This is a genomic window from Microvirga soli, assembly GCF_016734765.1.
Taxonomy (GTDB): Bacteria; Pseudomonadota; Alphaproteobacteria; order Rhizobiales; family Beijerinckiaceae; genus Microvirga; species Microvirga soli.
On the sequence record NZ_JAERQE010000012.1, the window covers coordinates 58,982 to 84,856 of the forward strand.

The 25,875-nt window shown below is 61.4% G+C and carries 19 protein-coding genes and 4 tRNA genes; 17 read left to right on the top strand and 6 right to left on the bottom strand.

The annotated features are described in order from the left end of the window. Nucleotides 1–364: 364 nt before the first annotated feature. Together JKL45_RS12680 and JKL45_RS12685 are read left to right on the top strand one after the other, a co-directional pair. Nucleotides 365–748 (top strand): hypothetical protein, encoded by a 384-nt coding sequence (locus tag JKL45_RS12680; protein ID WP_201861501.1) that lies wholly within the window; start codon nucleotides 365–367, stop codon nucleotides 746–748. A 1,732-nt stretch (nucleotides 749–2,480) separates the two neighbouring features. After that, nucleotides 2,481–3,697, top strand: a protein-coding gene (locus tag JKL45_RS12685) for an IS3 family transposase (RefSeq protein ID WP_376771029.1) whose coding sequence is annotated in 2 segments (ribosomal slippage) — nucleotides 2,481–2,810 and nucleotides 2,813–3,697 — 1,215 coding nt in all. Because the reading frame shifts where the segments join, the coding sequence is not laid out codon by codon here. Here the strand turns inward: JKL45_RS12685 and JKL45_RS12690 are convergent. Then, nucleotides 3,685–5,094, bottom strand: coding sequence for a site-specific integrase (locus tag JKL45_RS12690; protein ID WP_201861503.1), 1,410 nt, complete (start codon nucleotides 5,092–5,094; stop codon nucleotides 3,685–3,687). The genes JKL45_RS12685 and JKL45_RS12690 overlap by 13 nt on opposite strands. Before the next feature lie 78 nt (nucleotides 5,095–5,172). After that, nucleotides 5,173–5,247, bottom strand: a tRNA-Thr gene (locus JKL45_RS12695). Nucleotides 5,248–5,387: 140 nt separating this feature from the next. Between JKL45_RS12695 and JKL45_RS12700 the strand changes: the two genes are divergently transcribed. After that, nucleotides 5,388–5,693: a hypothetical protein gene (locus JKL45_RS12700; RefSeq protein WP_201861504.1), complete on the top strand. Its 306-nt coding sequence runs from the start codon at nucleotides 5,388–5,390 to the stop codon at nucleotides 5,691–5,693. An 81-nt stretch (nucleotides 5,694–5,774) separates the two neighbouring features. Here JKL45_RS12700 and JKL45_RS12705 read toward each other — a convergent pair whose 3' ends face one another. Both JKL45_RS12705 and JKL45_RS12710 read right to left on the bottom strand, forming a co-directional pair. Further along, nucleotides 5,775–7,493 (bottom strand): MFS transporter, encoded by a 1,719-nt coding sequence (locus JKL45_RS12705; protein ID WP_201861505.1) that lies wholly within the window; start codon nucleotides 7,491–7,493, stop codon nucleotides 5,775–5,777. A 241-nt stretch (nucleotides 7,494–7,734) separates the two neighbouring features. Further along, the gene (locus JKL45_RS12710) at nucleotides 7,735–8,556 is read right to left on the bottom strand and encodes a TrmH family RNA methyltransferase (RefSeq protein ID WP_201861506.1); all 822 of its coding nucleotides are present in this window, start codon (nucleotides 8,554–8,556) and stop codon (nucleotides 7,735–7,737) included. 190 nt (nucleotides 8,557–8,746) lie between these two features. On the opposite strand from JKL45_RS12710, the gene JKL45_RS12715 reads away from it, so the two are divergent. The 13 genes from JKL45_RS12715 (at nucleotide 8,747) to rpoC (ending at nucleotide 23,328) form a co-directional block, all read left to right on the top strand. After that, nucleotides 8,747–8,831, top strand: a tRNA-Tyr gene (locus JKL45_RS12715). Nucleotides 8,832–8,848: 17 nt separating this feature from the next. Then, nucleotides 8,849–8,922: transfer RNA gene (locus JKL45_RS12720), tRNA-Gly, on the top strand. Nucleotides 8,923–9,211: 289 nt separating this feature from the next. Next, on the top strand, nucleotides 9,212–9,574 hold the full coding sequence (locus JKL45_RS12725; RefSeq protein ID WP_201861507.1) for a hypothetical protein: 363 nt from the start codon (nucleotides 9,212–9,214) through the stop codon (nucleotides 9,572–9,574). A 67-nt stretch (nucleotides 9,575–9,641) separates the two neighbouring features. Continuing rightward, the gene (gene tuf / locus JKL45_RS12730; protein WP_196262278.1) at nucleotides 9,642–10,832 is read left to right on the top strand and encodes an elongation factor Tu; all 1,191 of its coding nucleotides are present in this window, start codon (nucleotides 9,642–9,644) and stop codon (nucleotides 10,830–10,832) included. Between the two features lie 42 nt (nucleotides 10,833–10,874). Further along, a tRNA-Trp gene (locus JKL45_RS12735) sits at nucleotides 10,875–10,951 on the top strand. A 160-nt stretch (nucleotides 10,952–11,111) separates the two neighbouring features. Further along, complete coding sequence (gene secE, locus JKL45_RS12740; protein WP_201861508.1) at nucleotides 11,112–11,312, top strand: preprotein translocase subunit SecE; 201 nt, start codon at nucleotides 11,112–11,114, stop codon at nucleotides 11,310–11,312. A gap of 12 nt (nucleotides 11,313–11,324) precedes the next feature. Further along, nucleotides 11,325–11,858 carry a transcription termination/antitermination protein NusG gene (nusG, locus tag JKL45_RS12745; protein WP_183450861.1) on the top strand — a complete coding sequence of 178 codons (534 nt, stop codon included), beginning with the start codon at nucleotides 11,325–11,327 and terminating at the stop codon, nucleotides 11,856–11,858. A gap of 169 nt (nucleotides 11,859–12,027) precedes the next feature. Next, nucleotides 12,028–12,456: a 50S ribosomal protein L11 gene (gene rplK, locus JKL45_RS12750; RefSeq protein WP_099511377.1), complete on the top strand. Its 429-nt coding sequence runs from the start codon at nucleotides 12,028–12,030 to the stop codon at nucleotides 12,454–12,456. Nucleotides 12,457–12,466: 10 nt separating this feature from the next. Then, on the top strand, nucleotides 12,467–13,168 hold the full coding sequence (gene rplA / locus JKL45_RS12755) for a 50S ribosomal protein L1 (protein WP_201861558.1): 702 nt from the start codon (nucleotides 12,467–12,469) through the stop codon (nucleotides 13,166–13,168). Nucleotides 13,169–13,732: 564 nt separating this feature from the next. Next, entirely contained in the window at nucleotides 13,733–14,251 is a 519-nt protein-coding gene (gene rplJ / locus JKL45_RS12760; RefSeq protein ID WP_196262279.1) for a 50S ribosomal protein L10, read from the top strand. Between the two features lie 52 nt (nucleotides 14,252–14,303). Then, nucleotides 14,304–14,678 (top strand): 50S ribosomal protein L7/L12, encoded by a 375-nt coding sequence (gene rplL / locus JKL45_RS12765; RefSeq protein ID WP_201861509.1) that lies wholly within the window; start codon nucleotides 14,304–14,306, stop codon nucleotides 14,676–14,678. 240 nt (nucleotides 14,679–14,918) lie between these two features. Beyond that, nucleotides 14,919–19,049 carry a DNA-directed RNA polymerase subunit beta gene (gene rpoB, locus JKL45_RS12770; protein ID WP_201861510.1) on the top strand — a complete coding sequence of 1,377 codons (4,131 nt, stop codon included), beginning with the start codon at nucleotides 14,919–14,921 and terminating at the stop codon, nucleotides 19,047–19,049. Between the two features lie 103 nt (nucleotides 19,050–19,152). Continuing rightward, entirely contained in the window at nucleotides 19,153–23,328 is a 4,176-nt protein-coding gene (rpoC, locus tag JKL45_RS12775; protein ID WP_201861511.1) for a DNA-directed RNA polymerase subunit beta', read from the top strand. A 59-nt stretch (nucleotides 23,329–23,387) separates the two neighbouring features. Here rpoC and JKL45_RS12780 read toward each other — a convergent pair whose 3' ends face one another. Both JKL45_RS12780 and JKL45_RS12785 read right to left on the bottom strand, forming a co-directional pair. Further along, nucleotides 23,388–24,089, bottom strand: coding sequence for a glycosyltransferase (locus JKL45_RS12780; RefSeq protein WP_201861512.1), 702 nt, complete (start codon nucleotides 24,087–24,089; stop codon nucleotides 23,388–23,390). Next, on the bottom strand, nucleotides 24,065–24,652 hold the full coding sequence (locus tag JKL45_RS12785; RefSeq protein ID WP_201861513.1) for a glycosyltransferase: 588 nt from the start codon (nucleotides 24,650–24,652) through the stop codon (nucleotides 24,065–24,067). Before JKL45_RS12785 ends, JKL45_RS12780 begins: the two co-directional genes overlap by 25 nt. An 848-nt stretch (nucleotides 24,653–25,500) precedes the next feature. Here JKL45_RS12785 and rpsL point away from each other — a divergent pair. Continuing rightward, entirely contained in the window at nucleotides 25,501–25,872 is a 372-nt protein-coding gene (gene rpsL, locus JKL45_RS12790) for a 30S ribosomal protein S12 (RefSeq protein ID WP_009764294.1), read from the top strand. The last annotated feature ends 3 nt before the right edge of the window (nucleotides 25,873–25,875 follow it).

Genomic DNA, 25,875 nt, shown 5'->3' on the forward strand with positions numbered 1-25,875 from the left:
GTGGCTCTCTCAAGCATCTCAAGGGACCTGGATGCACTTGGGGAGGTGCATAGAAGCAGAAGACCAGGGCTTGGACTGATCGCCAAAGATTGGGACCCGAGGGAGCCTAGGAGGATGGTCGCTTGGTTGACCCCTAAGGGGAGGCAGGTAGTGGGCCGGTTGCTGGAGACGGTGGTGCCTTGAAGAGCCGTAAACCTTCTGAAGAGAAGGGATCGTGCTTGATCTTGTGGCCATGGGCGCGAACCTAAGCCCTTAATTGCCCCTACAGGTGAGACCGGAAAGTGTTCTATCATAAGGGGCTTTGTTTTTGGTGCGTGTAACAGTCCCTCGAATCTAGACCCAATCCTCCGCGGAGGGCGCAACGATGGCTGAAGCACGGGTCGGCATAAAGGTTGCTGATGACCAGCAGACGGTCACCATCGATATTGGCCCTATTGAGGGTCCATCAGCGCCTGTAGCTTTAGACCTTGAGCAACTCACCAAGCTCATAAAATTACTTGGTCAGGCAAGGTCGAGTATGGTCGTGGGGACGCGCAAGCAGTCCCTTGATGGACAGACGGTTGAGACGGTCTTCAGTCCGCCGTGGTACATCCAACTCGCCCAGATTGAGGGTTCCCTCCTAGCGTTTGACCATCCCTCTTACGGGCCTATTGCCTATGCAATCCCAAGAGGAGACGTAGCGAGGATTGTTGAGGTCCTGAGCGCCCACCTTACCCTCCCTGAAGCCTCAAAGGCGAAGCCGAACTGAGGCATTCGATAGACTGACCCCTAAGGGGCAGCAGGTGGTGAACCGGCGGCTGAACGCGGTGTCATATCCCGCGTGAGTAGCCTTGATGCGACTGATGCAATGTACAAGACCTGATTAGGCTCAAAGGTATATTCGGCTGACAGTCCAAGGATTCGTCTGGCTTTTGCCCTGTGTTGGCCCAGATTCCACGTAGCGATAACGATCAACAAGAGTTGCGGGAGGTTGCATGAACTTAGATGATCCATTTCCTCTAGAACTAGTCTCTCCGCGAGTAAGGACAGCCATCCTTCGTGAGTTTCAGGATCGACACCCCAGCATCCGTGAGATGACGCGGATTTCGAATAAGGACTGGTTGGCGACGCCTGGCATCGGTGAGACTGCCCTTGAGGATATCCGAAGTGTCGTTGATGACCGACTTTCCAGAGAGGAAAGCTCTTCCTCGACAGTGATGTCAGACGCTGAACTGCTCAAGTGCTTTGCCAATGTTCAGAATGAGCTTAAGCAAATTCGAACAATCATTAGGGACAGGATGACCAACGTTCCTGTGTGATCAGGACTGGGCGTCTGACAGGCCAGAGCGAAATCCAAGCAAGGGCACTTAATGCGCTCGCCAACGTCGACTTAAGGTATCGATGTCGGGTGCTCTATGGACACCCATGACCTCAGATCTCTCGTGATCCCGCTGACGGTCGCCTTTGGCCTCACAATCCTTGGGGTGCTGGTGGCTGTCTATCTTGAGTTGGCTTGGGATTGAGGTGAGGGCGTAAAACGTCACTCCTCACTCTCTGACGTCTGCCACAGGCTCGTTTCTTCTGCTGTAGCTCGCCGTCTGCTCAGAAGTTCAGCCAAGTGGTGGGCTGGAAACCGAACAGTCCTATGAACAGCCTGAATGAAACCATTCTCGTCCAAGTCTAGCAGGCTAATCGTGACAGCGTCGGGTCGCTCCTGATCGAACTCTATATCGAATGATAGGGAGGGATGCTTCTGTCCGAATGAGCCCTCGGCTGAAATGTTCAAGGACGAGACCCGATCGTCAGGCGCGGAAAAGCCGAACCGGATGTCATCAACATGGCCTTGCCCTAGGTGGTGCCCTATGTCGGGATTCATTGGAACACTGAGAGGCACTAACTCGCTAGTTGGCTCACAAGCGGCTGACCCTGATGGAGTCTCAGAGGTGGCTGTGGACGATATAATCGTGGATCTAAGCGACCAAACCTTGTGACGGCGCTTCGGTGTTGGCATCCACTTTGCTTCACCGGACGTGTCGTTGCAGATGTCGTGTTCAGTGATCGAGAGACGCCGCACAGCGTCACTTCGGCTTGCCATCATGATAGATCCCCCAGCCAAGACCGACGGAGGCATAGCGAACGCCTTCAGTCTCCAGCAGACATAATCCTGCTGGAGCTAAGTTAAAAAATAGCGAGGGAAACGCTTCAGGGCTTCCGCCTTCATGCCTACGGTAGGCGTCTCATAGCTCCGCGCTACAGAGCCCGTGCTGTGACCGGTGATGGCATCGCTGAGCCGCTCAGGTACGCCAACAGCTAGGGCCTTGGACTTGAAGGTGTGCCGCCATCCGTGGTTGGGATCTACAGCCTTATCCAGCTTCGTCTGAGCCCTTACCCAATCCGCCAGTTTAATAGCCCGTTGCTCTGACTGTGGAGTCTGAAGTAGCCCCTGAATGGACCGGACACGATCTCCCACCTCGCTAAGAGATAGGAGTAGTGTTGGTGCTATGACTGGTTCTTCCAAGATTGAGGTCCTTGATGGACCGCAACGTCGCCGCCGCTGGACGGCCGCCGAGAAGCTGTCCATCGTCCAGGAGACCTTTGAGCCTGACGCCACGGTGAGCCTGGTCGCCCGCCGGCATGGAGTGGCTCCCAACCAGCTCTTCCGCTGGCGCAAGCTGGCCACCCAAGGAGCCCTCACGGCCACGAGCGCTCAGGAGGAGGTGGTCGCCGCCTCCGAATACCGTGCCCTGCAGAACCAGATCCGCGAGCTGCAGCGACTGCTCGGCAAGAAGACCTTGGAGGCTGAGATCCTCAAGGAGGCGCTGGAGGTCGCCACCGGGCCAAAAAAGCAGCTGTTGCGCTCGCTGTCGTGGCCCAAGGGCGGTTCGCGATGAGCGCCGTCTGCGCCACGCTCCAGGTCGCCCGCTCCAACATCGCCGAGCAGGCGGCAGGGCGGCCAGCCAAGCGCCGGGGCCGTCCTGCGCTGCCGGATGAGGACCTGGTGGCGGCGATCAAGGTGATCATTGGCAACCTGCCGACCTACGGCTACCGTCGCGTGCACGCTCTTCTGGTCCGCCAGGCGCGGGAGCAGGGTCGACCTGCTCCCAACCACAAGCGCGTCTACCGGGTCATGAAGGCTCATGACCTGTTGCTGCAGCGCCATGCCGGCGGGGCCGAGCAGCGCCGGCACGATGGGCGCGTGGCCGTGGAGCGCTCCAACTTGCGCTGGTGCTCGGACGGGTTCGAGATCGGCTGTGACAATGGCGAGAAGGTGCGGGTGGCGTTTGCCCTCGACTGCTGCGACCGGGAGGTGCTGGGGCATGTGGCCACGACTGAAGGGATCAAGGGTGAGGACGTGCAGGACCTGATGATCACCGCGGTCGAGTACCGCTTCGGGCCGGTGAATCGCCTGCCGCAGACGATTGAATGGCTCTCCGACAATGGCTCAGGCTACATCGCGCATGACACGAAGAGCCTGGCACGGGAGATGGGGCTCGAGCCGAGGACCACACCCGTGCAGAGCCCACAAAGCAATGGCATGGCGGAAGCCTTCGTGCGCACGATCAAGCGCGATTACGTCCGCGTCAGCCCGATCCCGGATGCACGGGCGGTCCTGGACAGCCTTCCCTTATGGTTCGAGCATTACAATTGCCTTCACCCGCACAAGGCGCTCGGCTATCGTTCCCCGCGTGAGTTCATCGCCTCACGTCAACTGGGATGATCTGTCCGATCTTTCGGGGGCAACAACAGAGTCTTGGCCTTCCCGGTGCTTCTCTTAGGATCGTAGAAGAGGGGGCCTGTCTTCCTGCTCCTGACGAAATCGATGAAGCCCATCTCGATTAGATGTTCGTGGATAGGGACTGTCCTGGGCTGACCTGTCTTCGTCTTATGAAAGTGCATGACCCAGATGCCGCCTTCCTCTTGGATGTCCTCCACCTTAAGCCCTGTAAGCTCCTGAATACGGGCTCCCGAGTAGGCAGCAAGCCAGGGGCACCAACGCTTCGCAAAAGCTGATGTCGGGTTCTTAGGGTCATCCTTAACGGCTAGGGCAGCCTTGAGGATGGCTGTGATCTCATGAGCCCTGAGGGTAGATTCCCTCTGCTTCTGGACCTTGGGAAGATCGAGGCGAACGTCTCTGGTGACAGGGTTGCCTGGAATCAGCTTTCCACCTTGTCTGCTGGAAGCCCATATGAAGACCGAACTGGCAGCCACAAGGTCAACCTGATTGACCACCTTAGGGCTGATGTTCTCCACATCACGCCTATGGATAGCCCATGCATAGAGATCATCGCTTGTGACGGACTCTGCTGCTTTGCCCTTAGTGAAGGTGGCCAAGGACCGGAGGCTGGCCTCATACCGCTCTATGGTCGTCGGGGCCTTCTTATCCGCATGATAGGTCTTCCATTGCTCCCACAGGTCAGCGACCGAGACCGTAGGGCTGGACTTCCTAGCCTCAGGCTTATGCTCAATAGGCTTCCACTTCGGGAACCGTGAGGCTGCCGGATCAGGCGAGTAATCGAACTCAGCGTTACGCTCTAACTTCGCGGCTGCTGCATCGAGGGCATGAGCGAGAGCCTTGATGAGGAGATTTCTGCTGTCCTGATCAACGGCCAAGCCTTCACGCCTGAGAACGGCATCGGCAATAGGACCGAAGCGGAAAGCCATTGAATGAGCCTGAGCGGCTTCCTTGCCAATCATAAGGGGACCAGCGCCTAACTTTCCGTCTCTAGCCATTTGGTTGATGTTTTGCATCAGAGCCCACCTCTCAGGCGACCCAGGGTTGCGCTCAAGGGTCTCGGCAAAAGCTGTGTAGATGGTGCCAGCTAGGGCGGCTGCTTGTTGATGGCTTAGTCGGGTAGGGGTGTTGTTCCGCTGGCTGTCCCAGAAGCGACGTAGGGCAGCATCGGCCACAGCATGGCGTTCCTTGGCTTCCCTTTGGTCCTTAGTTCGTAACGAGACTTGGACCACCTCTCCGATCTTCACTGAGACGAACCGGTCCCCCACAGGGAGTGTGACTAGATGCCCTTTTAGTTGAATAAGATCCTTAGGAACTCTTTGACGAAGGTGCCAAACGCCACTCTTGGGGTCTTTCCAGGGTCTAGCCATTAACAACGCCATGTGAGCGTCCTGTGTGAGAGTTAGGACGCTTCTAAGTGCTTGTTATCGCTGAAAGCCTTACCACTCAAGGAGAATGAATGGTGCCGGTGGAGAGGATCGAACTCCCGACCTTCGGTTTACAAAACCGCTGCACTACCGCTGTGCTACACCGGCTAATCTCGAAGGGGTGAGGTAGCAGCACGCGAGGCAGGACGCAAGTTCCCTCAAAAAGTAAATATTAAGTGCTCCAGCACACCGAAACCAACCTCCGATTCTGGAATTGTAAGGCAAACAGCAATCACGGAGTTGGTGCTATGAAAGCCTTAGGGGCTTCTGTTCAAACGAGGGTCCTGTCGCAGGGCGCCCTAAAGGTTCTCGTCGTTCTTTCGGTTTTTGCGGGCGCGGGCTTGGTTGGGTCAGCTGAGGCTGCGCCGGCAAGCCACGGTGTGGCTGCAAAGCCTGCCAAGGAGACTGTGACAGCGATTGCCGCCAAGGATGTGGAGACCACGTCGTCGGTTCAGTCCGCCACGGGCAGTGACGCTTACTGCGATATCTCCCGCAAGCGTATGTTCGTTGAGGGCGAGGGCTGGATCGTCCGCCGTGTGACCACCTGCTACTGACGACCGGCTCCCTCCTGGCCCAACGAAAAGCCCCGCCTTTCGGCGGGGCTTTCCTGTTGTGCTCAGTAGCAGGTTGGAGGTTTAGCGCCTCGCGCCAGCGCCCTCGTAGGTCATGATATCCCGGTCCTTGGTCTCCGGCACGAAGAGGAGGCCGACCACGAAGGTCACCAGGGCAATCACGATCGGATACCACAGGCCGTAGTAGATATCGCCGGTGGCTGCCACCATCGCGAAGGCTGTGGGAGGCAGCAGACCGCCGAACCAGCCGTTGGCGATGTGGTAGGGCAGCGACATCGCAGTGTAGCGGATGCGGGTGGGGAAGAACTCCACCAGAGCTGCCGCGATCGGGCCGTAGACCATCGTGACGTAGATCACGAGGATCGTCAGGATGCCGATAGCCTTCAGGGCCTGAGTGTTGCCGAGGGCATCGAAGAAGCCGCCGACCTTCAGGATGCTCGGATCGCCCGCCTTCGGATAACCCGCTTCGCTAGCCGCGGCCGTGAAGGCCGTGATGTTGGCCGCGATGGCTGGAGCGATCGGGGTTTCCTTGCCGTTGAATGTCACCCTCGCAGGCGTGCCTGCCGGAGCGGGGACGAGTTCATACTTGACCGCAGCGCGGGCAAGCGACACGCGAGCAACATCGCAAGGTGAGGTGAAGGTCCGGATGCCCACCGGGTCGAACACCGAGCCGCAGGTAGCAGGATCAGCCACAACCTGGACCTTTCCGGTCTCAAGCGCTTGGTTGAGGCGCGGGCTGATCACGCTCGTCAGAGCCCCGAAGAGCGGGAAGTAGGTGATCGCCGCAATCAGGCAGCCGCCGAGAATCACCGGCTTGCGGCCGATCTTGTCGGAGAGCGCGCCGAAGAACACGAAGCCACCGGTGCCGAGGATCAACGACCAGGCGATCAGCACGTTCGAGGTGAGCAGGTCGACCTTCAGGATGCTCTGGATGAAGAACAGGGCGTAGAACTGGCCCGTGTACCACACCACAGCCTGTCCGATCGCCAGACCGACCAGGGCGATGAGCACCATCTTGGCATTGCTCCATTGGCCGAATGCCTCCTTCAGGGGAGCCTTCGACTGGGTGCCCTCATCCTTCATCTTCTGGAACGCAGGCGATTCGTGCATCTGGAGACGAATCCAGACCGAGATGCCGAGGAGCACCACGGAGAGCAGGAAGGGAATGCGCCAGCCAGCGATCGGCCAGCCTTCGCCCGTCTGGAAGCCCTGCTCACCCATCCAGGTGCGCAGTACGAGAATGACCACGAGGGACAGCAGCAGGCCGACCGTTGCCGTGATCTGAATGAAGCTGGTGTAGAACCCGCGACGGCCCACCGGGGCGTGCTCGGCCACATAGACCGCAGCGCCGCCGTACTCGCCGCCGAGGGCCAGGCCCTGGAGCATGCGCAGCGCGATCAGGACCACCGGTGCAACCCAGCCGATCTGATTATAGCTGGGCAGCAGGCCGACCAGGAAGGTCGAGAAGCCCATGATCAGGATCGTGACCAGGAAGGTGTACTTGCGGCCGACGAGATCGCCGATGCGGCCGAAAAAGATCGCGCCGAAGGGGCGGACTAGGAAGCCGGCCGCGAAGGCCAGGAGCGCGAAGACGTTACGGGTCGTTACGTCGAAGGCGGAGAAGAACTGCGCGCCGATGATCGTGGCGAGAGAGCCGTAGAGATAGAAATCGTACCATTCGAAGACGGTGCCGAGGGAGGAGGCCAGGATGACCTTCCTCTCCTCCTTCGTCATCGGCCGCGGTGCGGCGGCCGAATGCGGCGTCGTTGCTGCTGTTGCCATAGGGTTCCCTTCCATTCATGTGCCCGGTCTGGTCCGGGTTCTGGGCCGCAAGCCCGAATGCCGAGCTTTGAGCCGAGGCATCGTGACTGCTCTGCACAGTCAAGAATCCATCGAATGGGAGGCTACCTCCGGCCTTTCTTTCCACAATTCCCAATTGGTATTTGCGACTTCCGTCTAAGAAGTTGCCAATAACCTATGATTTACAAGCAATAACAGACGGTTCGCTCCAGGCGCGGGTTCGTTATTTGACGTTGCGGAAGGCGCCTTTGACCACAGCAAAAAGGGAAATTGCGGCTGCATTCGAGACGTTGAGGCTCTTGATGGCTCCCGGCATATCCAGGCGTCCGATCGCATCGCAGCATTCCCGCGTTCTCTGTCTCAACCCCTTTCCTTCGGAGCCGAGCACGAGAACGACCGGCAGTCGGATGTTGATCTCATCCAAGTTGGTTTCGCCCGAAGAATCGAGCCCGATTCGCTGATAGCCGCGCTCGCCCAGCGCTGTCAGCGTGTCGCTGAGATTGCGGACGATCATGAAGGGGACATGCTCGAGGCCTCCAGAGGCGGATTTAGCCAAAACGCCTGTTGCGGCGGGGCTGTGTCGGGCCGTCGTGATGATGGCTTCCACGTCGAAGGCCGCCGCCGTGCGGACGATGGCCCCGACATTGTGCGGATCGGTGATCTGGTCGAGAGCCAGCACGACGCGCTGGCCGCTCAAGGTGTCGACGGACGGAGAGGGCAGGGGATCGGCCTCGGCATAGAGCCCTTGGTGGACGGCGTCCGGCTCCAGGAGACGGTTGATTTCGTCCGGCCGGACGATCTCGGGTTCGATCGGCAGAGGGGCATCCAGCTCCTCGCTCAAGCGGCGGGCAGAGTTCTCGGTCGCTAGAAGGCGGCGAATCGTACGCTTGCCGTTGCGCAAGGCTTCGAAGACCGGGTGCCAGCCATAGAGAATGGTCGTGTCGATCTCGAAGTTAGGCCGCCAAGCCTTGGGGTCTCGGCGGCCCGGCTTACCGTGCGGGCGCTGGAATCGGGGTTTGCGGGATTGGAAGGGGCGCTCGCTCATGCTCTTTGGATCTCACGTGTTGTCTGGAGGCCATAGCACAGGGAACGGTCATTCACGACCATCCGATTTCGACGCGCTTTGAGGTTGACACCGGCCATCCACCTCACCATAAGAGCGCCACGGAGCGCCGAGCCAAGGCAAAGCGGTCCGCGGAACAGCCTCGGCGTTGTGCGTTTGGGTTGGGTTCTAAGGGGGAATGTCCCGAGCGGCAAAGGGGGCGGACTGTAAATCCGCTGGCTATGCCTTCGTAGGTTCGAGTCCTACTTCCCCCACCACCCAATCAGACTGGCATGCGGGTGTAGCTCAATGGTAGAGCAGCAGCCTTCCAAGCTGAATACGAGGGTTCGATTCCCTTCACCCGCTCCAATCCCCTAATTCCGACAAATCTTCTCTTCCAGACCTTGGTGCTTTCATGTTTCTCAGGTGCATCGTTGTATCGTTAACATGTGTGTTTCTGGGTGGATGTCTTTCCGTCCCGCCCCATGATTTGGCTGCCGAAGATCTTGGACGATACAGGATCGTCGAGGTTGCTGTGGAAGGTGCAGAGAGCATCCGGTCGTGGCCCACGGAGGAGGAGCGTTTCGTTCAATCCGGCGCCGTCGATGCTGCCACGGGTGATCGGATCAGATCGGAGCCTGCCACGAACTTTCCGCAAGTGGGAGCGCATTTCAAGCAGGTGCTGACGGCGCGACTGAAGGACGAGTTCATTGGCCTGACCGCGCCGGTCTTTGCCGGAAATCAGCCGGCCACAGCGGTGGTTCGTGTGAAGACATTCGACATCCCGTCCGTCGCGCGGCGCGTCTTCGTCGACAATACGGCCAAGTTCCAGGCCGATATCGAGATCCGCGACAAGGCGACGGGGCGAGTTATTCTGCGATACGATGGGCGCTTGCAGACGAAACCGCTGATTGGCGGCGTGGCGACGGGTATCGCTCTGGCTTTCGAAGGTCCGGATCTTGGTTATTCAATGATCACCGATTATCTGTCCACCTATCGAAACTGGCTCTTGCGTAACTGAGCAAAGAGCCCTATTGGGCGGCACGAGTTTGCCGTTCAGGTATCAAGCGTGTCGAGGATCTAAGGACATGGCGAAGGAAAAGTTTGAGCGCAATAAGCCGCACTGCAACATTGGGACGATTGGTCACGTGGACCATGGCAAGACGTCTCTGACGGCGGCGATCACGAAGGTTCTGGCGGAGTCGGGCGGGGCGACGTTTACGGCGTACGACCAGATCGACAAGGCGCCGGAAGAGAAGGCGCGCGGCATCACGATCTCGACCGCTCACGTGGAGTACGAGACCAAGAACCGTCACTATGCCCACGTGGACTGCCCCGGCCACGCCGACTACGTGAAGAACATGATCACGGGTGCGGCCCAGATGGACGGCGCGATCCTGGTGGTGTCGTCGGCCGACGGCCCGATGCCGCAGACCCGCGAGCACATCCTGCTGGCCCGCCAGGTGGGCGTGCCCGCCCTGGTGGTGTTCATGAACAAGGTCGACATGGTCGACGACGCCGAGCTGCTCGACCTGGTTGAGCTCGAGGTGCGCGAGCTTCTGTCGAAGTACGACTTCCCGGGCGACGACATCCCGATCGTGAAGGGCTCGGCTCTTTGCGCTCTGGAGGACCGCCAGCCTGAGATCGGCCGCGATGCGGTTCTCAAGCTGATGGCCGAGGTGGATGCCTACATCCCGCAGCCTGAGCGTCCGATCGACCAGCCGTTCCTGATGCCGATCGAGGACGTGTTCTCGATCTCGGGCCGCGGCACGGTGGTGACGGGTCGGGTGGAGCGCGGCATTGTGAAGGTCGGTGAGGAAGTGGAGATCGTGGGCCTGAAGGCGACGGTCAAGACGACGGTCACGGGCGTTGAGATGTTCCGCAAGCTGCTCGACCAGGGCCAGGCGGGCGACAACGTGGGCGTTCTGCTGCGCGGCACGAAGCGCGAGGACGTGGAGCGCGGCCAGGTGCTGTGCAAGCCGGGCTCGATCAAGCCGCACACGAAGTTCAAGGCCGAGGCCTACATCCTGACGAAGGAAGAGGGCGGCCGTCATACGCCGTTCTTCGGCAACTACCGTCCGCAGTTCTACTTCCGCACGACGGACGTGACGGGCGTGGTGACGCTGCCTGAGGGCACCGAGATGGTGATGCCGGGCGACAACATCACCATGGAAGTGACACTGATTGCGCCGATCGCCATGGAAGAGAAGCTGCGCTTCGCCATCCGTGAAGGCGGCCGTACCGTCGGCGCCGGCGTCGTCGCCGCCGTGATGGACTAACGAGATCCAGGTGGCGGGTTTCCGCCACCTGTTGACCGCCGGAGGAGTGTAGCTCAATCGGCTAGAGCACCGGTCTCCAAAACCGGGGGTTGGGGGTTCGAGTCCCTCCACTCCTGCCAGCGGTCGACAAAGCGAGCGTTTTGTTCTAAAGAGCGCCTCGCAGATGGTTTGAACAGGTGGCGCGAGGCTTGAAAACAGCCTCGCGCCCCTTCAATTTGGGCACAAGCGTGCCTCAGAGGACGTTCGCCGCCGCTCTAAAGGCGGTGCGGGCGCAGAGAAATGGCGAAGACGAACCCGTTCGATTTCATACAGCAGGTCCGCTCGGAAGCCGCGAAGGTGACCTGGCCGACGCGCAAGGAGACCATGATCACGACCGCTATGGTGTTCGTGATGGTGGTGCTTGCCAGCATCTTCTTCCTGGTCGTCGATCAGGCGATCGGCTGGGGCGTTCGCTCGGTGATCCTTGGGCTTGGCAGTTAAGGGGTAGGTGCAATGACGAAGCGTTGGTATATCGTCCACGCCTATTCGAATTTCGAGAACAAGGTCGCCCAGTCGATCAAGGATCAGGCCGCCCAGCGCGGCCTCGAGGACAAGTTCGACGAGGTCATGGTCCCGACCGAGAAGGTCGTCGAGGTGCGCCGCGGCCGCAAGGTCGACACCGAGCGCAAGTTCTTCCCGGGCTATGTGCTCGTGAAGTGCGACCTGACCGACGAGGTTTACCACCTCATCAAGAATACCCCGAAGGTGACGGGCTTCCTGGGCGCCGACAAGTCCAAGCCGGTTCCGATCCCGGATCGTGAGGCCGAGCGGATCAAGGGCCAGGTGGCCGAGGGTGTCGACCACCCGAAGCCCTCCGTCAGCTTCGAAATCGGCGAGCAGGTGCGCGTCTCGGACGGTCCTTTCGCCTCGTTCAACGGCGTTGTCGAGGAAGTCGACCATGCCCGGGCCCGCCTCAAGGTGGCGGTGTCCATCTTCGGCCGCGCGACGCCGGTCGAACTCGAATACGGTCAGGTCGAAAAGGTCTGACCGGCGTGAAGTGGCACCTTACTGGTGGCACTTCTCAGGCTCTCTGAGAGAGCCTTTCATCCGCGGGAGGTCTGCCCGGTCGCCAGCCGGGGTTTTGGACTGGACCGCGATCTGCAACTGCCATTCCGTTCGGTAGGCTCCGGGCGGATGGTCCATTAGGAGCAGTCCTATGGCAAAGAAAATCTCGGGCTACGTTAAGCTTCAAGTGCCCGCAGGCGCAGCCAACCCGTCGCCGCCGATCGGTCCGGCGCTCGGTCAGCGCGGCCTGAACATCATGGAATTCTGCAAGGCCTTCAACGCGAAGACCGCGCAGATGGAGAAGGGCACCCCGATCCCGGTGATCATCACCGCGTATCAGGACCGCTCCTTCACCTTCGAGATGAAGCAGCCCCCGGTCTCGTACTGGCTCAAGAAGGCCGCGAAGATCGACAAGGGTTCGCAGACCCCCGGCAAGGGCGGCAATGTCGGCCGCGTGACCCGCGACCAGATCCGCGAGATCGCCGAGAAGAAGATGGTCGATCTCAACTGCGACACCGTGGAATCCGCCATGGCCATGATCGAGGGCTCCGCGCGCTCGATGGGCATGGAAGTGGCATAAGGAGGGCATGATGGCTGTGAAAGAAGGTAAGCGCATCCGCGCCGCCCGCGAGGGTGTTGATGCCACCAAGCTGTATCCGATCCAGGACGCGGTGAAGCTGATCAAGGAACGCGCCAAGGCGAAGTTCGACGAGACCATCGAGATCTCGATGAACCTCGGCGTCGATCCCCGCCACGCCGACCAGATGGTCCGCGGCGTCTGCAACCTGCCGAACGGCTCCGGCCGTACGGTGCGCGTGGCCGTGTTCGCCCGCGGCGCCAAGGCTGACGAAGCCAAGGCGGCCGGTGCCGACGTGGTGGGCGCCGAGGAGCTCTTCGAGGTGGTCAACGGCGGCACGATCGATTTCGACCGCTGCATTGCCACCCCGGACATGATGCCGCTCGTCGGTCGTCTCGGTAAGGTTCTCGGCCCGCGCGGCCTGATGCCGAACCCGAAGGTCGGAACGGTCACCATGGACGTGAAGGGTGCCGTGGAAGCCGCCAAGGGCGGCGCCGTCGAGTTCCGCGTCGAGAAGGCTGGTATCGTCCATGCCGGTATCGGCAAGGCTTCCTTCGACGAGGTCAAGCTCGTGGAGAACATCAAGGCTTTCGCCGATGCCGTCTCCAAGGCCAAGCCCTCGGGTGCCAAGGGCACCTACATCCAGCGCGTCGCCGTCTCCTCGACGATGGGCCCGGGTGTGAAGGTCGACCCGGCTTCGGTTCTCAACGCCTAAGGTTGTCCTTTTCAGGATTACGGAAGGGCTGGCGTTTAAGACGCCAGCCCTTTTCTATTATGATTTGTATGATTATATGCCGTTAGGTGAGGGCTCTGGACAGAGCCTGATCCGGGTCCACACAATCCTTAAAACTTACTTCACCCTGCCCCTTGGCAAGGTGGGGAAAAAGGATTATAGGGATTCTTTGAGTTTCCAACATAGGCCGAGGCTCCGCTTTTGCGCGGGCGTTAGGCTGAGAATCCGTCCCGGAGACGGGGCGGTGACAGGCCGGCGAGCCAAGAGGCAACTTTTGGCGCGTTCCGGCTATGTCCTGTCCAAGACTGCAGGTGCCGGCTTAGCCGGTTTAATTCGAGAGGGCCTGCATAGACGGGGAAGCCGAGTTTACCATCTGCTAACGCAGATGACGGGAGTCGGTTCGAACCATCTCACCCGGTGCGCCGCCAGGCGTCATTTGGGGGACAGGGCTTGCGAGAGCGTCGTTCAGGATGCCTCGGATGCAAGTCCGGGCCTTGAGCGGCAAATGCAACCGGCGGAAAATTTCCGCCAACCGGAGAGAGCCCAGTGGAAAGAGCAGCAAAGCGCGAGCTCGTCTCGACTCTCAACGACGTGTTTTCGAGCACGAGCGTTGTCGTCGTCGCCCACTATGCTGGCCTCACGGTCGCCGACATGCAGAAGCTGCGCGCGCAGATGAAGCAGGCCGGCGCCACCGTGAAGGTCGCAAAAAACAGCCTCGCCAAAATCGCTCTCGAAGGCAAGGACGTCGCGTCCATCTCGGGCCTTATGAAAGGTCCGACCCTGATCGCTTATTCGAGCGATCCGGTCGCGGCGCCCAAGGTCGTTGTTGATTTCGCCAAGGGGAACGACAAGCTCGTCATCCTCGGCGGCGCAATGGGCACGACCGCCCTGAACGTGGACGGAGTGAAGGCACTTGCCACTCTGCCGTCCCTTGATGAACTGCGCGGCAAGCTGGTCGGCCTTATCCAGGCTCCGGCTACGAAGATCGCTCAGCTCAGCACTGCGCCGGCGGCGAAGCTCGCCCGCGTATTCGGGGCCTATGCCAAGACAGGCGAAGCGGCGTGAGGCCGTACCTCAACACCATCAATCGTTCGAACTGAACCTAAGGAACTAAGAAATGGCTGATCTTGCCAAGCTCGTTGACGATCTTTCGTCGCTGACCGTTCTCGAGGCTGCTGAGCTCTCGAAGATGCTCGAAGAGAAGTGGGGCGTTTCCGCTGCTGCGGCTGTTGCCGTTGCTGCTGCTCCTGGCGGCGCTGCTGCTCCGGCTGCTGAAGAGCAGACCGAATTCACGGTCGTTCTGGCCGGCGCCGGCGACAAGAAGATCGAGGTCATCAAGGAAGTCCGTGGCATCACGGGCCTGGGCCTCAAGGAAGCTAAGGACCTCGTCGAAGGTGCGCCGAAGCCCGTCAAGGAAGGCGTTTCCAAGGACGAAGCCGAGAAGATCAAGGCGACCCTCGAGAAGGTCGGCGCCAAGGTCGAGCTCAAGTAATTTTGCGGCCATCACGGCCGCAGGGTTACCCCCGAGAAATCGGGGCTCAAAGCACACGGTCCCAGGCGTTTTTGCCTGGGGCCGTTGTGTCGTCAAAGAGGCCGGGCTTCTTTGATGATGTCTAGAAGGGCTCGCAAAGAGCCCGGATTGGTTCGAAAACCGGCGCTTTCCGCCGGGCGGCTCATCCAGGGTCCCGATCCCGGGATTCTCGATTAGCCGTGTATGAGGAACGAGGTCCAGATGGCCAATACACTGATCGGCCGGAAGCGCATTCGCAAGTTCTTCGGGAAAATCAAGGAAGTGGCGGAGATGCCGAACCTCATCGAGGTTCAGAAGGCATCCTACGACCAGTTCCTGATGGTCGAAGAGCCAAAGGGTGGCCGGCCGGAAGAGGGCTTGCAAGCCGTCTTCAAATCGGTTTTCCCGATTTCGGACTTTTCTAATACTGCCCTGCTCGAGTTCGTGAAGTACACGTTCGAGCCGCCGAAGTATGACGTGGACGAGTGCCGCCAGCGGGGCATGACCTTCGCTGCGCCGCTGAAAGTCACGCTGCGCCTCATCGTGTTCGATGTGGACCCGGATACCGGCGCCCGCTCCGTGAAGGACATCAAGGAGCAGGACGTCTACATGGGCGACATGCCGCTCATGACCGACAACGGCACCTTTATCGTGAACGGCACCGAGCGCGTGATCGTGTCTCAGATGCACCGTTCGCCGGGCGTGTTCTTCGACCACGACAAGGGCAAGACGCACTCCTCCGGCAAGCTGCTGTTTGCTGCCCGCATCATCCCGTATCGCGGTTCCTGGCTCGACATCGAGTTCGACGCCAAGGACATCGTCTATGCGCGTATCGACCGCAAGCGTAAGCTCCCGGTCACGTCGCTGCTCTACGCCCTCGGCCTCGACGGCGAGGAGATCCTCAACACCTTCTACAACCGCATCACCTACACCCGCGACGGCGACGCCTGGTCGGTGCCGTTCGATGCGGAGCGCATGAAGGGCTTCAAGGCCTCCGTGGACCTGGTCGACGCCAAGTCGGGCGAGGTCGTGCTCGAAGCCGGCAAGAAGCTGACGGCCCGCACGGCCCGCCAGCTCGCCGAGAAGGGCCTCAAGAACCTGCGCGCGACCGATGAGGACCTCTACGGCCAGTATATCGGCGAGGACCTCGTCAACCCGTCTTCCGGCGAGATCTACGCCGAAGCCGGTGACGAGATCACCGAGAAGCTGCTGAAGGGTCTGGACGAAGCCGGGTTCACCGAGATTCCGGTGCTCGACATCGACCACGTCACGATCGGCCCGTACATCCGCAACACGCTTGCGGTCGACAAGGCTTCTTCCCGCGAAGACGCCCTGTTCGACATCTACCGCGTCATGCGCCCGGGCGAGCCGCCGATCCTCGACACGGCGGAAGCGATGTTCAACTCGCTGTTCTTCGATGCCGAGCGCTACGACCTCTCGGCCGTGGGCCGCGTGAAGATGAACATGCGCCTCGACCTCGACGCCGAGGACACCGTGCGCACCCTTCGCCGCGAGGACATCCTCGCGGTCACGAAGGCGCTCGTAGACCTGCGCGACGGCAAGGGCGAGATCGACGACATCGACCACCTCGGCAATCGCCGTGTGCGCTCGGTCGGCGAGCTCATGGAGAACCAGTACCGCCTGGGTCTGCTCCGCATGGAGCGCGCGATCAAGGAGCGTATGTCGTCGGTCGATATCGACACCGTCATGCCGCAGGACCTGATCAACGCGAAGCCTGCGGCTGCCGCCGTGCGCGAGTTCTTCGGCTCCTCGCAGCTCTCGCAGTTCATGGACCAGACCAATCCGCTCTCCGAAGTCACGCACAAGCGTCGTCTCTCGGCGCTTGGCCCGGGCGGTCTGACCCGCGAACGTGCCGGCTTCGAAGTGCGCGACGTGCACCCGACGCACTATGGCCGCATCTGCCCGATCGAGACGCCGGAAGGCCCGAATATCGGTCTGATCAACTCGCTGGCCACCTTCGCCCGCGTGAACAAGTACGGCTTCATCGAGACGCCGTTCCGCCGCGTGCGCGACAGCCGCGTGACCGACGAGGTGATCTACCTCTCGGCCATGGAAGAGGCGAAGTACAACATCGCCCAGGCCAACTCGCTGCTCGACGGCAATGGCACGCTTACCGAAGAGCTCGTGATCTGCCGCCGCGCCGGTGAGAACATCGTCGTGGCTCCGGACCGGGTGGACCTCATGGAGGTGTCGCCGAAGCAGCTCGTGTCTGTTGCGGCCGCGCTTATCCCGTTCCTCGAGAACGACGACGCGAACCGCGCGCTCATGGGCTCGAACATGCAGCGTCAGGCCGTGCCGCTCGTGCAGGCGGACGCTCCGTTCGTCGGCACGGGCATGGAAGCGATCGTGGCCCGGGATTCCGGTGCCGCCATCGGGGCCCGCCGCACCGGCATCGTCGACCAGGTGGACGCGACCCGTATCGTTATCCGCGCGACGGAGAACACGGATCCGACCCGTCCGGGCGTCGACATCTACCGCCTGCAGAAGTTCCAGCGCTCCAACCAGTCGACCTGCATCACGCAGAAGCCGCTGGTCCGCGCCGGAGACATCGTGCGCAAGGGCGACATCATCGCCGACGGCCCGTCGACCGAGTACGGCGAGCTGGCGCTCGGCCGGAACGTGCTCGTCGCGTTCATGCCGTGGAACGGCTACAACTTCGAAGACTCGATCCTGCTCTCCGAGCGGATCGTGAAGGAAGACGTCTTCACCTCGATCCACATCGAGGAATTCGAAGTGATGGCCCGCGACACGAAGCTGGGTCCTGAGGAAATCACGCGCGACATTCCGAACGTGTCGGAAGAGGCGCTGAAGAACCTCGACGAAGCCGGCATCGTGTATATCGGCGCCGAGGTCCATGCGGGCGACATTCTCGTCGGCAAGATCACCCCGAAGGGCGAGAGCCCGATGACGCCGGAAGAGAAGCTTCTGCGCGCCATCTTCGGCGAGAAGGCCTCCGACGTTCGCGACACCTCGCTGCGTGTGCCCCCGGGCGTGACCGGCACCATCGTGGAAGTCCGTGTCTTCAACCGTCACGGCGTCGACAAGGACGAGCGTGCCCAGGCCATCGAGCGCGAGGAGATCGAGCGTCTCGCGAAGGACCGCGACGACGAGCAGGCGATCCTCGACCGCAACACCTATGCGCGTCTGGCCGAGATCCTCTCGGGCAAGAGCGCCGTTGCAGGCCCGAAGGGCTTCAAGAAGGACACGAAGATCACCCGCGAGCTGCTCAACGAGCACCCGCGGTCTCAGTGGTGGCAGTTCGCGGTCGAAGACGATGCTCTGATGACCGAAATCGAGGCCATGCAGAAGCAGTACGACGAGTCGAAGAAGCGCCTTGAGCAGCGCTTCCTGGACAAGGTCGAGAAGCTGCAGCGTGGCGACGAACTTCCTCCGGGCGTCATGAAGATGGTCAAGGTCTTCGTCGCTGTGAAGCGCAAGATCCAGCCGGGCGACAAGATGGCCGGCCGTCACGGCAACAAGGGTGTCGTGTCGCGCATCGTTCCCATCGAGGACATGCCGTTCCTTGAGGACGGCACCCATGCGGACATCGTGCTCAACCCGCTGGGCGTGCCGAGCCGCATGAACGTCGGCCAGATCCTCGAGACGCACCTTGGCTGGGCTGCTGCCGGTCTCGGCAAGCAGGTCGCCCAGGCGGTCGACGCCTACATGCGGTCGGGCCAGTCCAAGGGGCTTCGCGATCAGCTCGTGTCGATCTACGGCAACCTGCCGGAAATCGAGCAGGCTTCCGACGAGGAACTGGCCGAGCTCGGCAACAAGCTGCGCCGCGGTGTTCCGTTTGCCACCCCCGTCTTCGACGGTGCGAAGGAATCGGACATCGAGGTCATGCTGGAGAAGGCCGGCCTCGACCCGTCGGGTCAGGTGACGCTCTACGACGGCAAGACCGGTGAGCCTTTCGACCGCAAGGTGACCGTGGGCTACATCTACATGCTGAAGCTCCACCACCTCGTGGACGACAAGATCCACGCCCGCTCCATCGGCCCCTACAGCCTCGTCACCCAGCAGCCGCTGGGCGGAAAGGCCCAGTTCGGCGGCCAGCGCTTCGGCGAAATGGAGGTCTGGGCACTGGAGGCTTACGGCGCCGCCTACACCCTGCAGGAAATGCTCACGGTCAAGTCGGACGACGTGGCCGGCCGTACGAAGGTCTACGAGGCCATCGTTCGTGGCGACGACACGTTCGAGTCGGGCATTCCGGAGAGCTTCAACGTTCTCGTGAAGGAAATGCGTTCGCTCGGCCTCAACGTGGAGCTGACCAATTCCAAGAAGGCCGCCAACGAGGCGGGGCAGCTGCCCCCGTCCGAGGCTGCCGAGTAAGAGACCGCTCAACTATGACGCTTGGCCGCGGCGATGATGCCGCGGCCCCATGCAATTGCCGGTGAGGGTGCTTATCTAGCGCCCTCCAGCCCAGGAGACGGCGATGAATCAAGAGGTCATGAATCTCTTCAACCAGACGGCCCAGCCGCAGAGCTTCGATCAGATCAAGATCTCGATCGCGAGCCCTGAGAAGATTCTGTCCTGGTCCTACGGCGAGATCAAGAAGCCGGAGACCATCAACTACCGTACGTTCAAGCCCGAGCGCGACGGCTTGTTCTGCGCGCGCATCTTTGGCCCGATCAAGGACTACGAGTGCCTGTGCGGCAAGTACAAGCGCATGAAGTACAAGGGCGTGATCTGCGAGAAGTGCGGCGTCGAGGTGACGCTGGCCCGCGTCCGTCGCGACCGCATGGGCCACATCGAGCTCGCAGCCCCCGTGGCTCACATCTGGTTCCTCAAGTCCCTGCCGAGCCGCATCGGTCTGCTGCTCGACATGACCCTGAAGGATCTGGAGCGCATCCTCTATTTCGAATCCTACATCGTCGTCGATGCGGGCCTGTCGCCGCTCAAGGATCGTCAGCTCCTCTCCGAGGAGGAGTACATCCGTGCTCAGGACGAGTTCGGTGAGGACTCGTTCACGGCCATGATCGGCGCGGAAGCCATCCGCCGGATCCTGCAGGAGCTCGATCTCGAGAAGACCGCTCAGCAGATCCGCGAGGAGATCGCGGTCACCACGTCCGAGCTGAAGCCCAAGAAGCTCATGAAGCGCCTCAAGATCATCGAGGCCTTCGTTCAGTCGGGCAACAAGCCCGAGTGGATGATCATGACGGTCGTTCCGGTGATCCCGCCGGACCTGCGTCCGCTCGTGCCGCTGGACGGCGGCCGCTTCGCGACCTCGGACCTGAACGACCTGTACCGCCGCGTCATCAACCGTAACAACCGTCTGAAGCGGCTCATGGAGCTGCGTGCGCCGGACATCATCGTCCGCAACGAGAAGCGCATGCTCCAGGAGGCGGTCGACGCCCTGTTCGACAACGGCCGCCGCGGCCGCGTCATCACGGGTGCCAACAAGCGCCCGCTGAAGTCGCTCGCCGACATGCTCAAGGGCAAGCAGGGCCGGTTCCGTCAGAACCTTCTCGGCAAGCGCGTGGACTACTCGGGCCGCTCGGTCATCGTGGTGGGTCCGGAGCTCAAGCTGCACCAGTGCGGCCTGCCGAAGAAGATGGCGCTCGAGCTCTTCAAGCCGTTCATCTACGCCAAGCTCGATGCGCGCGGTCTCTCCGCCACCGTCAAGCAGGCGAAGAAGCTCGTCGAGAAGGAGAAGCCCGAGGTTTGGGATATCCTGGACGAGGTCATCCGCGAGCACCCGGTTCTCCTGAACCGCGCGCCCACGCTGCACCGCCTCGGCATCCAGGCTTTCGAGCCCACCCTGATCGAGGGCAAGGCGATCCAGCTGCACCCGCTCGTCTGCGCCGCGTTCAACGCGGACTTCGACGGCGACCAGATGGCCGTCCACGTGCCGCTCTCGCTCGAGGCTCAGCTTGAAGCCCGCGTGCTGATGATGTCGACCAACAACATCCTGCACCCGGCCAACGGTCAGCCGATCATCGTGCCCTCGCAGGACATCGTTCTCGGCCTCTACTATCTGTCCATCGTGTCCGACGGCCAACCCGGCCAGGGCAAGGCTTTCGCCGACATGGGCGAGATCGAGCATGCCCTGAACGAGAAGGTCATCACGCTCCACACCAAGATCCGGTATCGCTGGGAAGGTTTGGACGAGGACGGCAAGCCGGTGTCGAAGATCGTCGACACCACGGCCGGCCGCGTGATGCTCTCGCGTCTCCTGCCCAAGCACCCGATGCTCCCCTACGAGGTCGTGAACAAGCTCATGACCAAGAAGGAGATCTCCAACATGATCGATGCCGTGTACCGGCATTGCGGTCAGAAGGAGTCGGTGATCTTCTGCGACCGCATCATGGGCCTCGGCTTCTACAATGCGTTCAAGGCCGGCATCTCGTTCGGCAAGGACGACATGGTGATCCCGGAGAACAAGTGGGACATCGTCGAGGAGACCCGTGCCCTCGCGAAGGACTACGAGCAGCAGTACCAGGACGGCCTCATCACCCAGGGCGAGAAGTACAACAAGGTTGTCGACGCCTGGGCGAAGTGCTCGGACCGCCTCGCGGCCGAGATGATGAACCGCATCTCGACGGTTCAGAAGGACGAGAACGGACGCGATAAGCCGGTCAACTCGATCTACATGATGTCCCACTCGGGTGCCCGTGGTTCGCCGGCCCAGATGAAGCAGCTCGCGGCAATGCGCGGCCTCATGGCCAAGCCGTCCGGCGAGATCATCGAGACGCCGATCATCTCGAACTTCAAGGAAGGCCTCGACGTTCTCGAGTACTTCAACTCGACCCACGGCGCCCGTAAGGGTCTGGCCGACACCGCGCTCAAGACCGCGAACTCGGGTTACCTGACCCGCCGTCTCGTGGACGTGGCGCAGGATGCGGTCATCCGTGAGCCGGATTGCGGCACCGAGAAGGGCATCAAGATGCGTGCCATCATCGACGCCGGCCAGGTGGTCGCGTCGCTGGCGTCCCGCATTCTCGGCCGCTCGACGGCCGAGGATCTGGTGGCCCAGGACGGCACCGTCATCGTCCCGACAGGCACGATGATCGAGGAGCACCATCTCGAGGCGATCGGCGCTGCCGGTATCCAGGAGGTGAAGATCCGCTCCGTGCTCGTCTGCGCGTCGAAGAACGGTGTCTGCGCCACCTGCTACGGCCGCGACCTGGCCCGGGGTACGCCGGTCAACCACGGCGAGGCTGTGGGCGTGATCGCGGCGCAGTCCATCGGCGAGCCTGGCACGCAGCTCACCATGCGTACCTTCCACATCGGTGGTGCCGCACAGATCGCTGACTCGTCCTTCATCGAGTCGAGCTTCGAGGGCACCATCGGCTTCCGCAACAAGAACATTGCGCGCAACTCCGACGGCGATCTCGTCGTCATGGGCCGCAACGTGGCTGTTGTGGTCATCGGCCAGGATGGCGCCGAGCGGGCGGTTCACCGTCTGCAGTATGGCTCCCGCCTGAAGGTGGACGAGGGCGACACGATCAAGCGCGGCCAGCGTATCGCCGAGTGGGATCCCTACTCCCGCCCGATCCTGACGGAAATCGACGGTACGGTGGGCTACGAGGACCTCGTGGACGGCGCATCGATGATCGAGTCGATGGACGAGTCGACCGGCATCGCCAAGCGCGTGGTCATCGACTGGCGCGGTTCTCCGCGTACGGCCGATCTACGCCCGGCGGTAGTCATCCAGGGCGCCGGCGGCAAGGTGGCCAAGGTCGCTCGCGGTGGCGATGCCCGCTACCTGCTGCCCGTGGACGCGATCCTCGCGGCCGATCCAGGCTCGAAGGTCAAGGCCGGCGACATCCTCGCCCGTGTCTCGACCGAGAGTGCCAAGACCCGCGACATCACGGGCGGTCTGCCGCGCGTGGCGGAGCTGTTCGAGGCCCGTCGTCCGAAGGATGCTGCCATCATTGCGGAGAAGTCCGGTACGATCCAGTTCGGCCGCGATTACAAGAGCAAGCGTCGCCTGACGCTCAATCCGCACGATGGTTCGGAGCCGGTGGAGTACCTGATCCCCAAGGGCAAGCACATCCACCTGCAGGACAACGACGTGGTCGAGACCGGCGACTTCATTGTCGACGGCAACCCGGCACCGCACGACATCCTGGCGATCAAGGGCGTCGAGGAGCTCGCAGCCTACCTCGTGAACGAGATCCAGGAGGTCTACCGCCTCCAGGGCGTGCTCATCAACGATAAGCACATCGAGGTGATCGTTCGCCAGATGCTGCAGAAGGTTGAGATCACCGAGGGCGGCGATTCCGAGCTGCTCACCGGCGAGCAGGTGGATCGTCTCGAACTCGAGGAGATCAACGAGCGTCTTGTGTCCGAGAAGAAGAAGCCCGCCGAAGGCGTGCCGGTTCTCCTCGGCATCACCAAGGCCTCGTTGCAAACCCGCTCCTTCATCTCGGCGGCGTCCTTCCAGGAGACCACCCGCGTCCTCACCGAGGCGGCGGTCAACGGCAAGGTCGACACTCTTGAGGGCCTCAAGGAGAACGTCATCGTCGGCAGCCTGATCCCGGCCGGCACGGGTGCGCTCACCGCTCAGATCAAGGCCGTTGCGACCCATCGCGACGAGCTGATCCTGCAGCAGAAGCGCTCCGAGTCCCAGGCTCAGGTGAGCGAGCTGCCTCCGGCGGCCGAGTAAACCGCGAAGACCTTATAAGAATGGAAAAGGCCGCCCCTGGGCGGCCTTTTCGTGGGCTTTTACTGGGAGGCGCTTGTCCCGAGAGCAATTGTGAGCAGCCCGAGCTTCGCCAGCCACACGAGGGCTCTGACGGTCAGGGCAGGCGAGGCATTTTGGTGCCCGGCAATGATGTTCCGGACGGTCGTGCATTGGCCACCCGCCAGCTTCCACACGGTGAGAAGGAAGGCAGAGGAGATATCCGGCGACGCATTCACCAAGGCCACCCTCAGGCCTAGCCGCTCCAGCACCTCAGCCTCGCTGATCCCGGCTGCCTGAGAGACCACGTAGTGGCTGGAGAAGGGAAGCGACGGGAAGCTGGCGAAGAGATCGAACGGATCGGGTCGAGCCGGCCAGAAGCCGCGCATGGCTTCAGGGGAGGGCGCTGACTGTCCGGCATCTCTCATGGCGGCCAGTTCCTGCCACAACTCCTCATAGGCCTTGACGATAACCTGCCAGTCGAAGCGCTCCCTTGCACGGACCGCGCCGCTAGCGCCCATACGGCGGCGCAGGTCCGGATCGGCCGCGAGGCGCTCGAAGGCTGCTGCCGTTGCATCGACGTCCACCGCGACGGCGGTTGATGCCTGACCGATATAGGAATCGTATGTGTCGACCTCGAGCGCGTGGCGTGTGGCGAGGTGGTGCCCCGCGCCTGGCGGGGCAGCCATGGTCGGGACGGCAAACCCGTCGATGCCGTTCCTCACCGTATCCTTGTATCCATCCAATCGGTCACCACCACCGGCAGCTCGGCCGCCATGGCTTCGATGGGGGTAAGGCCAAATGTCTCCTGAATGTTGTCGGACAGGGAGCAGAACACATCCGCCGCCGCCCAGGCGGTATCTCTGACGTCACTGATGCGACCGTCGAGGACGATGGAGCGCACGGACGGGCAGAGCTTGGCTCTTGCCTCAGACAAAGCCTGGGCGATATGATCGTTGGCCGTCCAGCCGCACTCGATCAGCACGACGCGATGGCGGCGGGCCAAGCGCTCCAAGGCCAGGTACATGGGGGTCGGGTTCGCCTTGGCGTGGAAGGAAAGGCGCCCGAGGAACAGGACCACGAAGTCAGCCGAGCTGATACCGAGAGATGAGCGTGCCTCGTTCCTGCGTTCCATCCGTCCAGCTTGAACCTCGCATTCCACGCCAAGGGGAATCACCGGTAGTTGCGGCCTGACGAAGCGGGTGGCACCCAGGCGCCGGGATAGATGTTCCTCCTGGCGCGCGAAAAGCGTCTCGATAACGGCTCGGGATACTGCCGACGTGCAGATGATCGCGTCCCAGGGCTGCACCGCAGCCGTCAGGAGACTGGTGAGTCCATCTATCGCGGGCGGACGACAGGGTGTGGTTCACCCCGCACAGGCTCCAAGACCTCGGCCCATGAAGCTCCCGCTGCCACGTTTGCGCTGTGTTAATCGGGCTGGGGGTAAAAAGGCAGCCAACCTCCCTGAGGGCACCAGCCTTGCCAGTTGTGATGTAGCGTGGCGAGCGATCTGGGCAGAAGCCTTTGACAAAGCTGCAGAATTGGTTCCCCGCCTTCGCATTCCCCACATAACCGATGGGCGCATTCTCGGAGGAATGACGGGCGAAAGCCGAAAGGAAGCTATGGCCGGCGAAGTGTCGGCCCATCGGTTTCCCATGGGTAACGTCATAAGCCTCCGCCTCGAAGTGAATCGCCGCCGTCACCATCTGCCCTCCATCTTCCGGTGCTACTTCATAACCTTGTGTCAAACGGTGCGAAACCCATGTAGAAGAGACAGGGCCGGCTACATCCCGTCTTCAGGGACAGCCTTTCTGGATCGTTACCGAAAAGTGTTGACTTTGCACGACTCGGGCGCTAGAGAGACCGGACTTTCCGGCTGGCCGTAGGTTTTCGCCAGTCGAGGCGCCTAGCTTCGACGGATGCCACCTAAACGCTGCCGAACTCAACCTTGACTGACACTCGTCAGATTTAGGGCACGACCGCGGTCTAAAAATCGTGGTCCTCTGCAATCGCACCACGCCATGGGCTTACCCAAGTCAATGGCGTGGCTTCGTTTTGTGCAACCTGAAAAGGTCCGCAGAAAGCGAAGAGCGGCGTTCAACCGTTGAAGACACATTCATGGCCACCTGCTGGGTGGCCGGTCAAAGAGGGCACAGGATGCCAACGATCTCTCAGCTGATCCGCAAGCCGCGGACTGCGCAAAAGAGCCGGAATAAGGTTCCCGCGCTTGAGGCCTGCCCGCAGAAGCGTGGCGTGTGCACGCGCGTTTATACGACGACCCCGAAGAAGCCGAACTCGGCTCTGCGTAAGGTCGCTAAGGTTCGTCTGACGAACGGGTTCGAAGTCATCGGGTACATACCGGGTGAGGGTCACAACCTTCAGGAGCACTCCGTGGTCATGATCCGCGGCGGCCGTGTGAAGGACCTTCCGGGTGTCCGCTATCACATCCTCCGCGGTGTCCTCGACACCCAGGGCGTGAAAAATCGTAAGCAGCGTCGTTCGAAGTACGGCGCGAAGCGGCCGAAGTAAGCC

Excerpts from the sequence above, each read along its gene's own strand:
- JKL45_RS12680 (WP_201861501.1), top strand. The coding sequence starts at position 365 with ATGGCTGAAGCACGGGTCGGCATAAAGGTTGCTGATGACCAGCAGACG.
- rpoC (WP_201861511.1), top strand. The coding sequence starts at position 19,153 with ATGAATCAAGAGGTCATGAATCTCTTCAACCAGACGGCCCAGCCGCAG.
- JKL45_RS12705 (WP_201861505.1), bottom strand. The coding sequence starts at position 7,493 with ATGGCAACAGCAGCAACGACGCCGCATTCGGCCGCCGCACCGCGGCCG.
- rplK (WP_099511377.1), top strand. The coding sequence starts at position 12,028 with ATGGCAAAGAAAATCTCGGGCTACGTTAAGCTTCAAGTGCCCGCAGGC.
- JKL45_RS12710 (WP_201861506.1), bottom strand. The coding sequence starts at position 8,556 with ATGAGCGAGCGCCCCTTCCAATCCCGCAAACCCCGATTCCAGCGCCCG.
- rplA (WP_201861558.1), top strand. The coding sequence starts at position 12,467 with ATGGCTGTGAAAGAAGGTAAGCGCATCCGCGCCGCCCGCGAGGGTGTT.
- JKL45_RS12700 (WP_201861504.1), top strand. The coding sequence starts at position 5,388 with ATGAAAGCCTTAGGGGCTTCTGTTCAAACGAGGGTCCTGTCGCAGGGC.
- rpoB (WP_201861510.1), top strand. The coding sequence starts at position 14,919 with ATGGCCAATACACTGATCGGCCGGAAGCGCATTCGCAAGTTCTTCGGG.
- tuf (WP_196262278.1), top strand. The coding sequence starts at position 9,642 with ATGGCGAAGGAAAAGTTTGAGCGCAATAAGCCGCACTGCAACATTGGG.
- rpsL (WP_009764294.1), top strand. The coding sequence starts at position 25,501 with ATGCCAACGATCTCTCAGCTGATCCGCAAGCCGCGGACTGCGCAAAAG.
- rplL (WP_201861509.1), top strand. The coding sequence starts at position 14,304 with ATGGCTGATCTTGCCAAGCTCGTTGACGATCTTTCGTCGCTGACCGTT.
- nusG (WP_183450861.1), top strand. The coding sequence starts at position 11,325 with ATGACGAAGCGTTGGTATATCGTCCACGCCTATTCGAATTTCGAGAAC.
- secE (WP_201861508.1), top strand. The coding sequence starts at position 11,112 with ATGGCGAAGACGAACCCGTTCGATTTCATACAGCAGGTCCGCTCGGAA.
- JKL45_RS12690 (WP_201861503.1), bottom strand. The coding sequence starts at position 5,094 with ATGGCGTTGTTAATGGCTAGACCCTGGAAAGACCCCAAGAGTGGCGTT.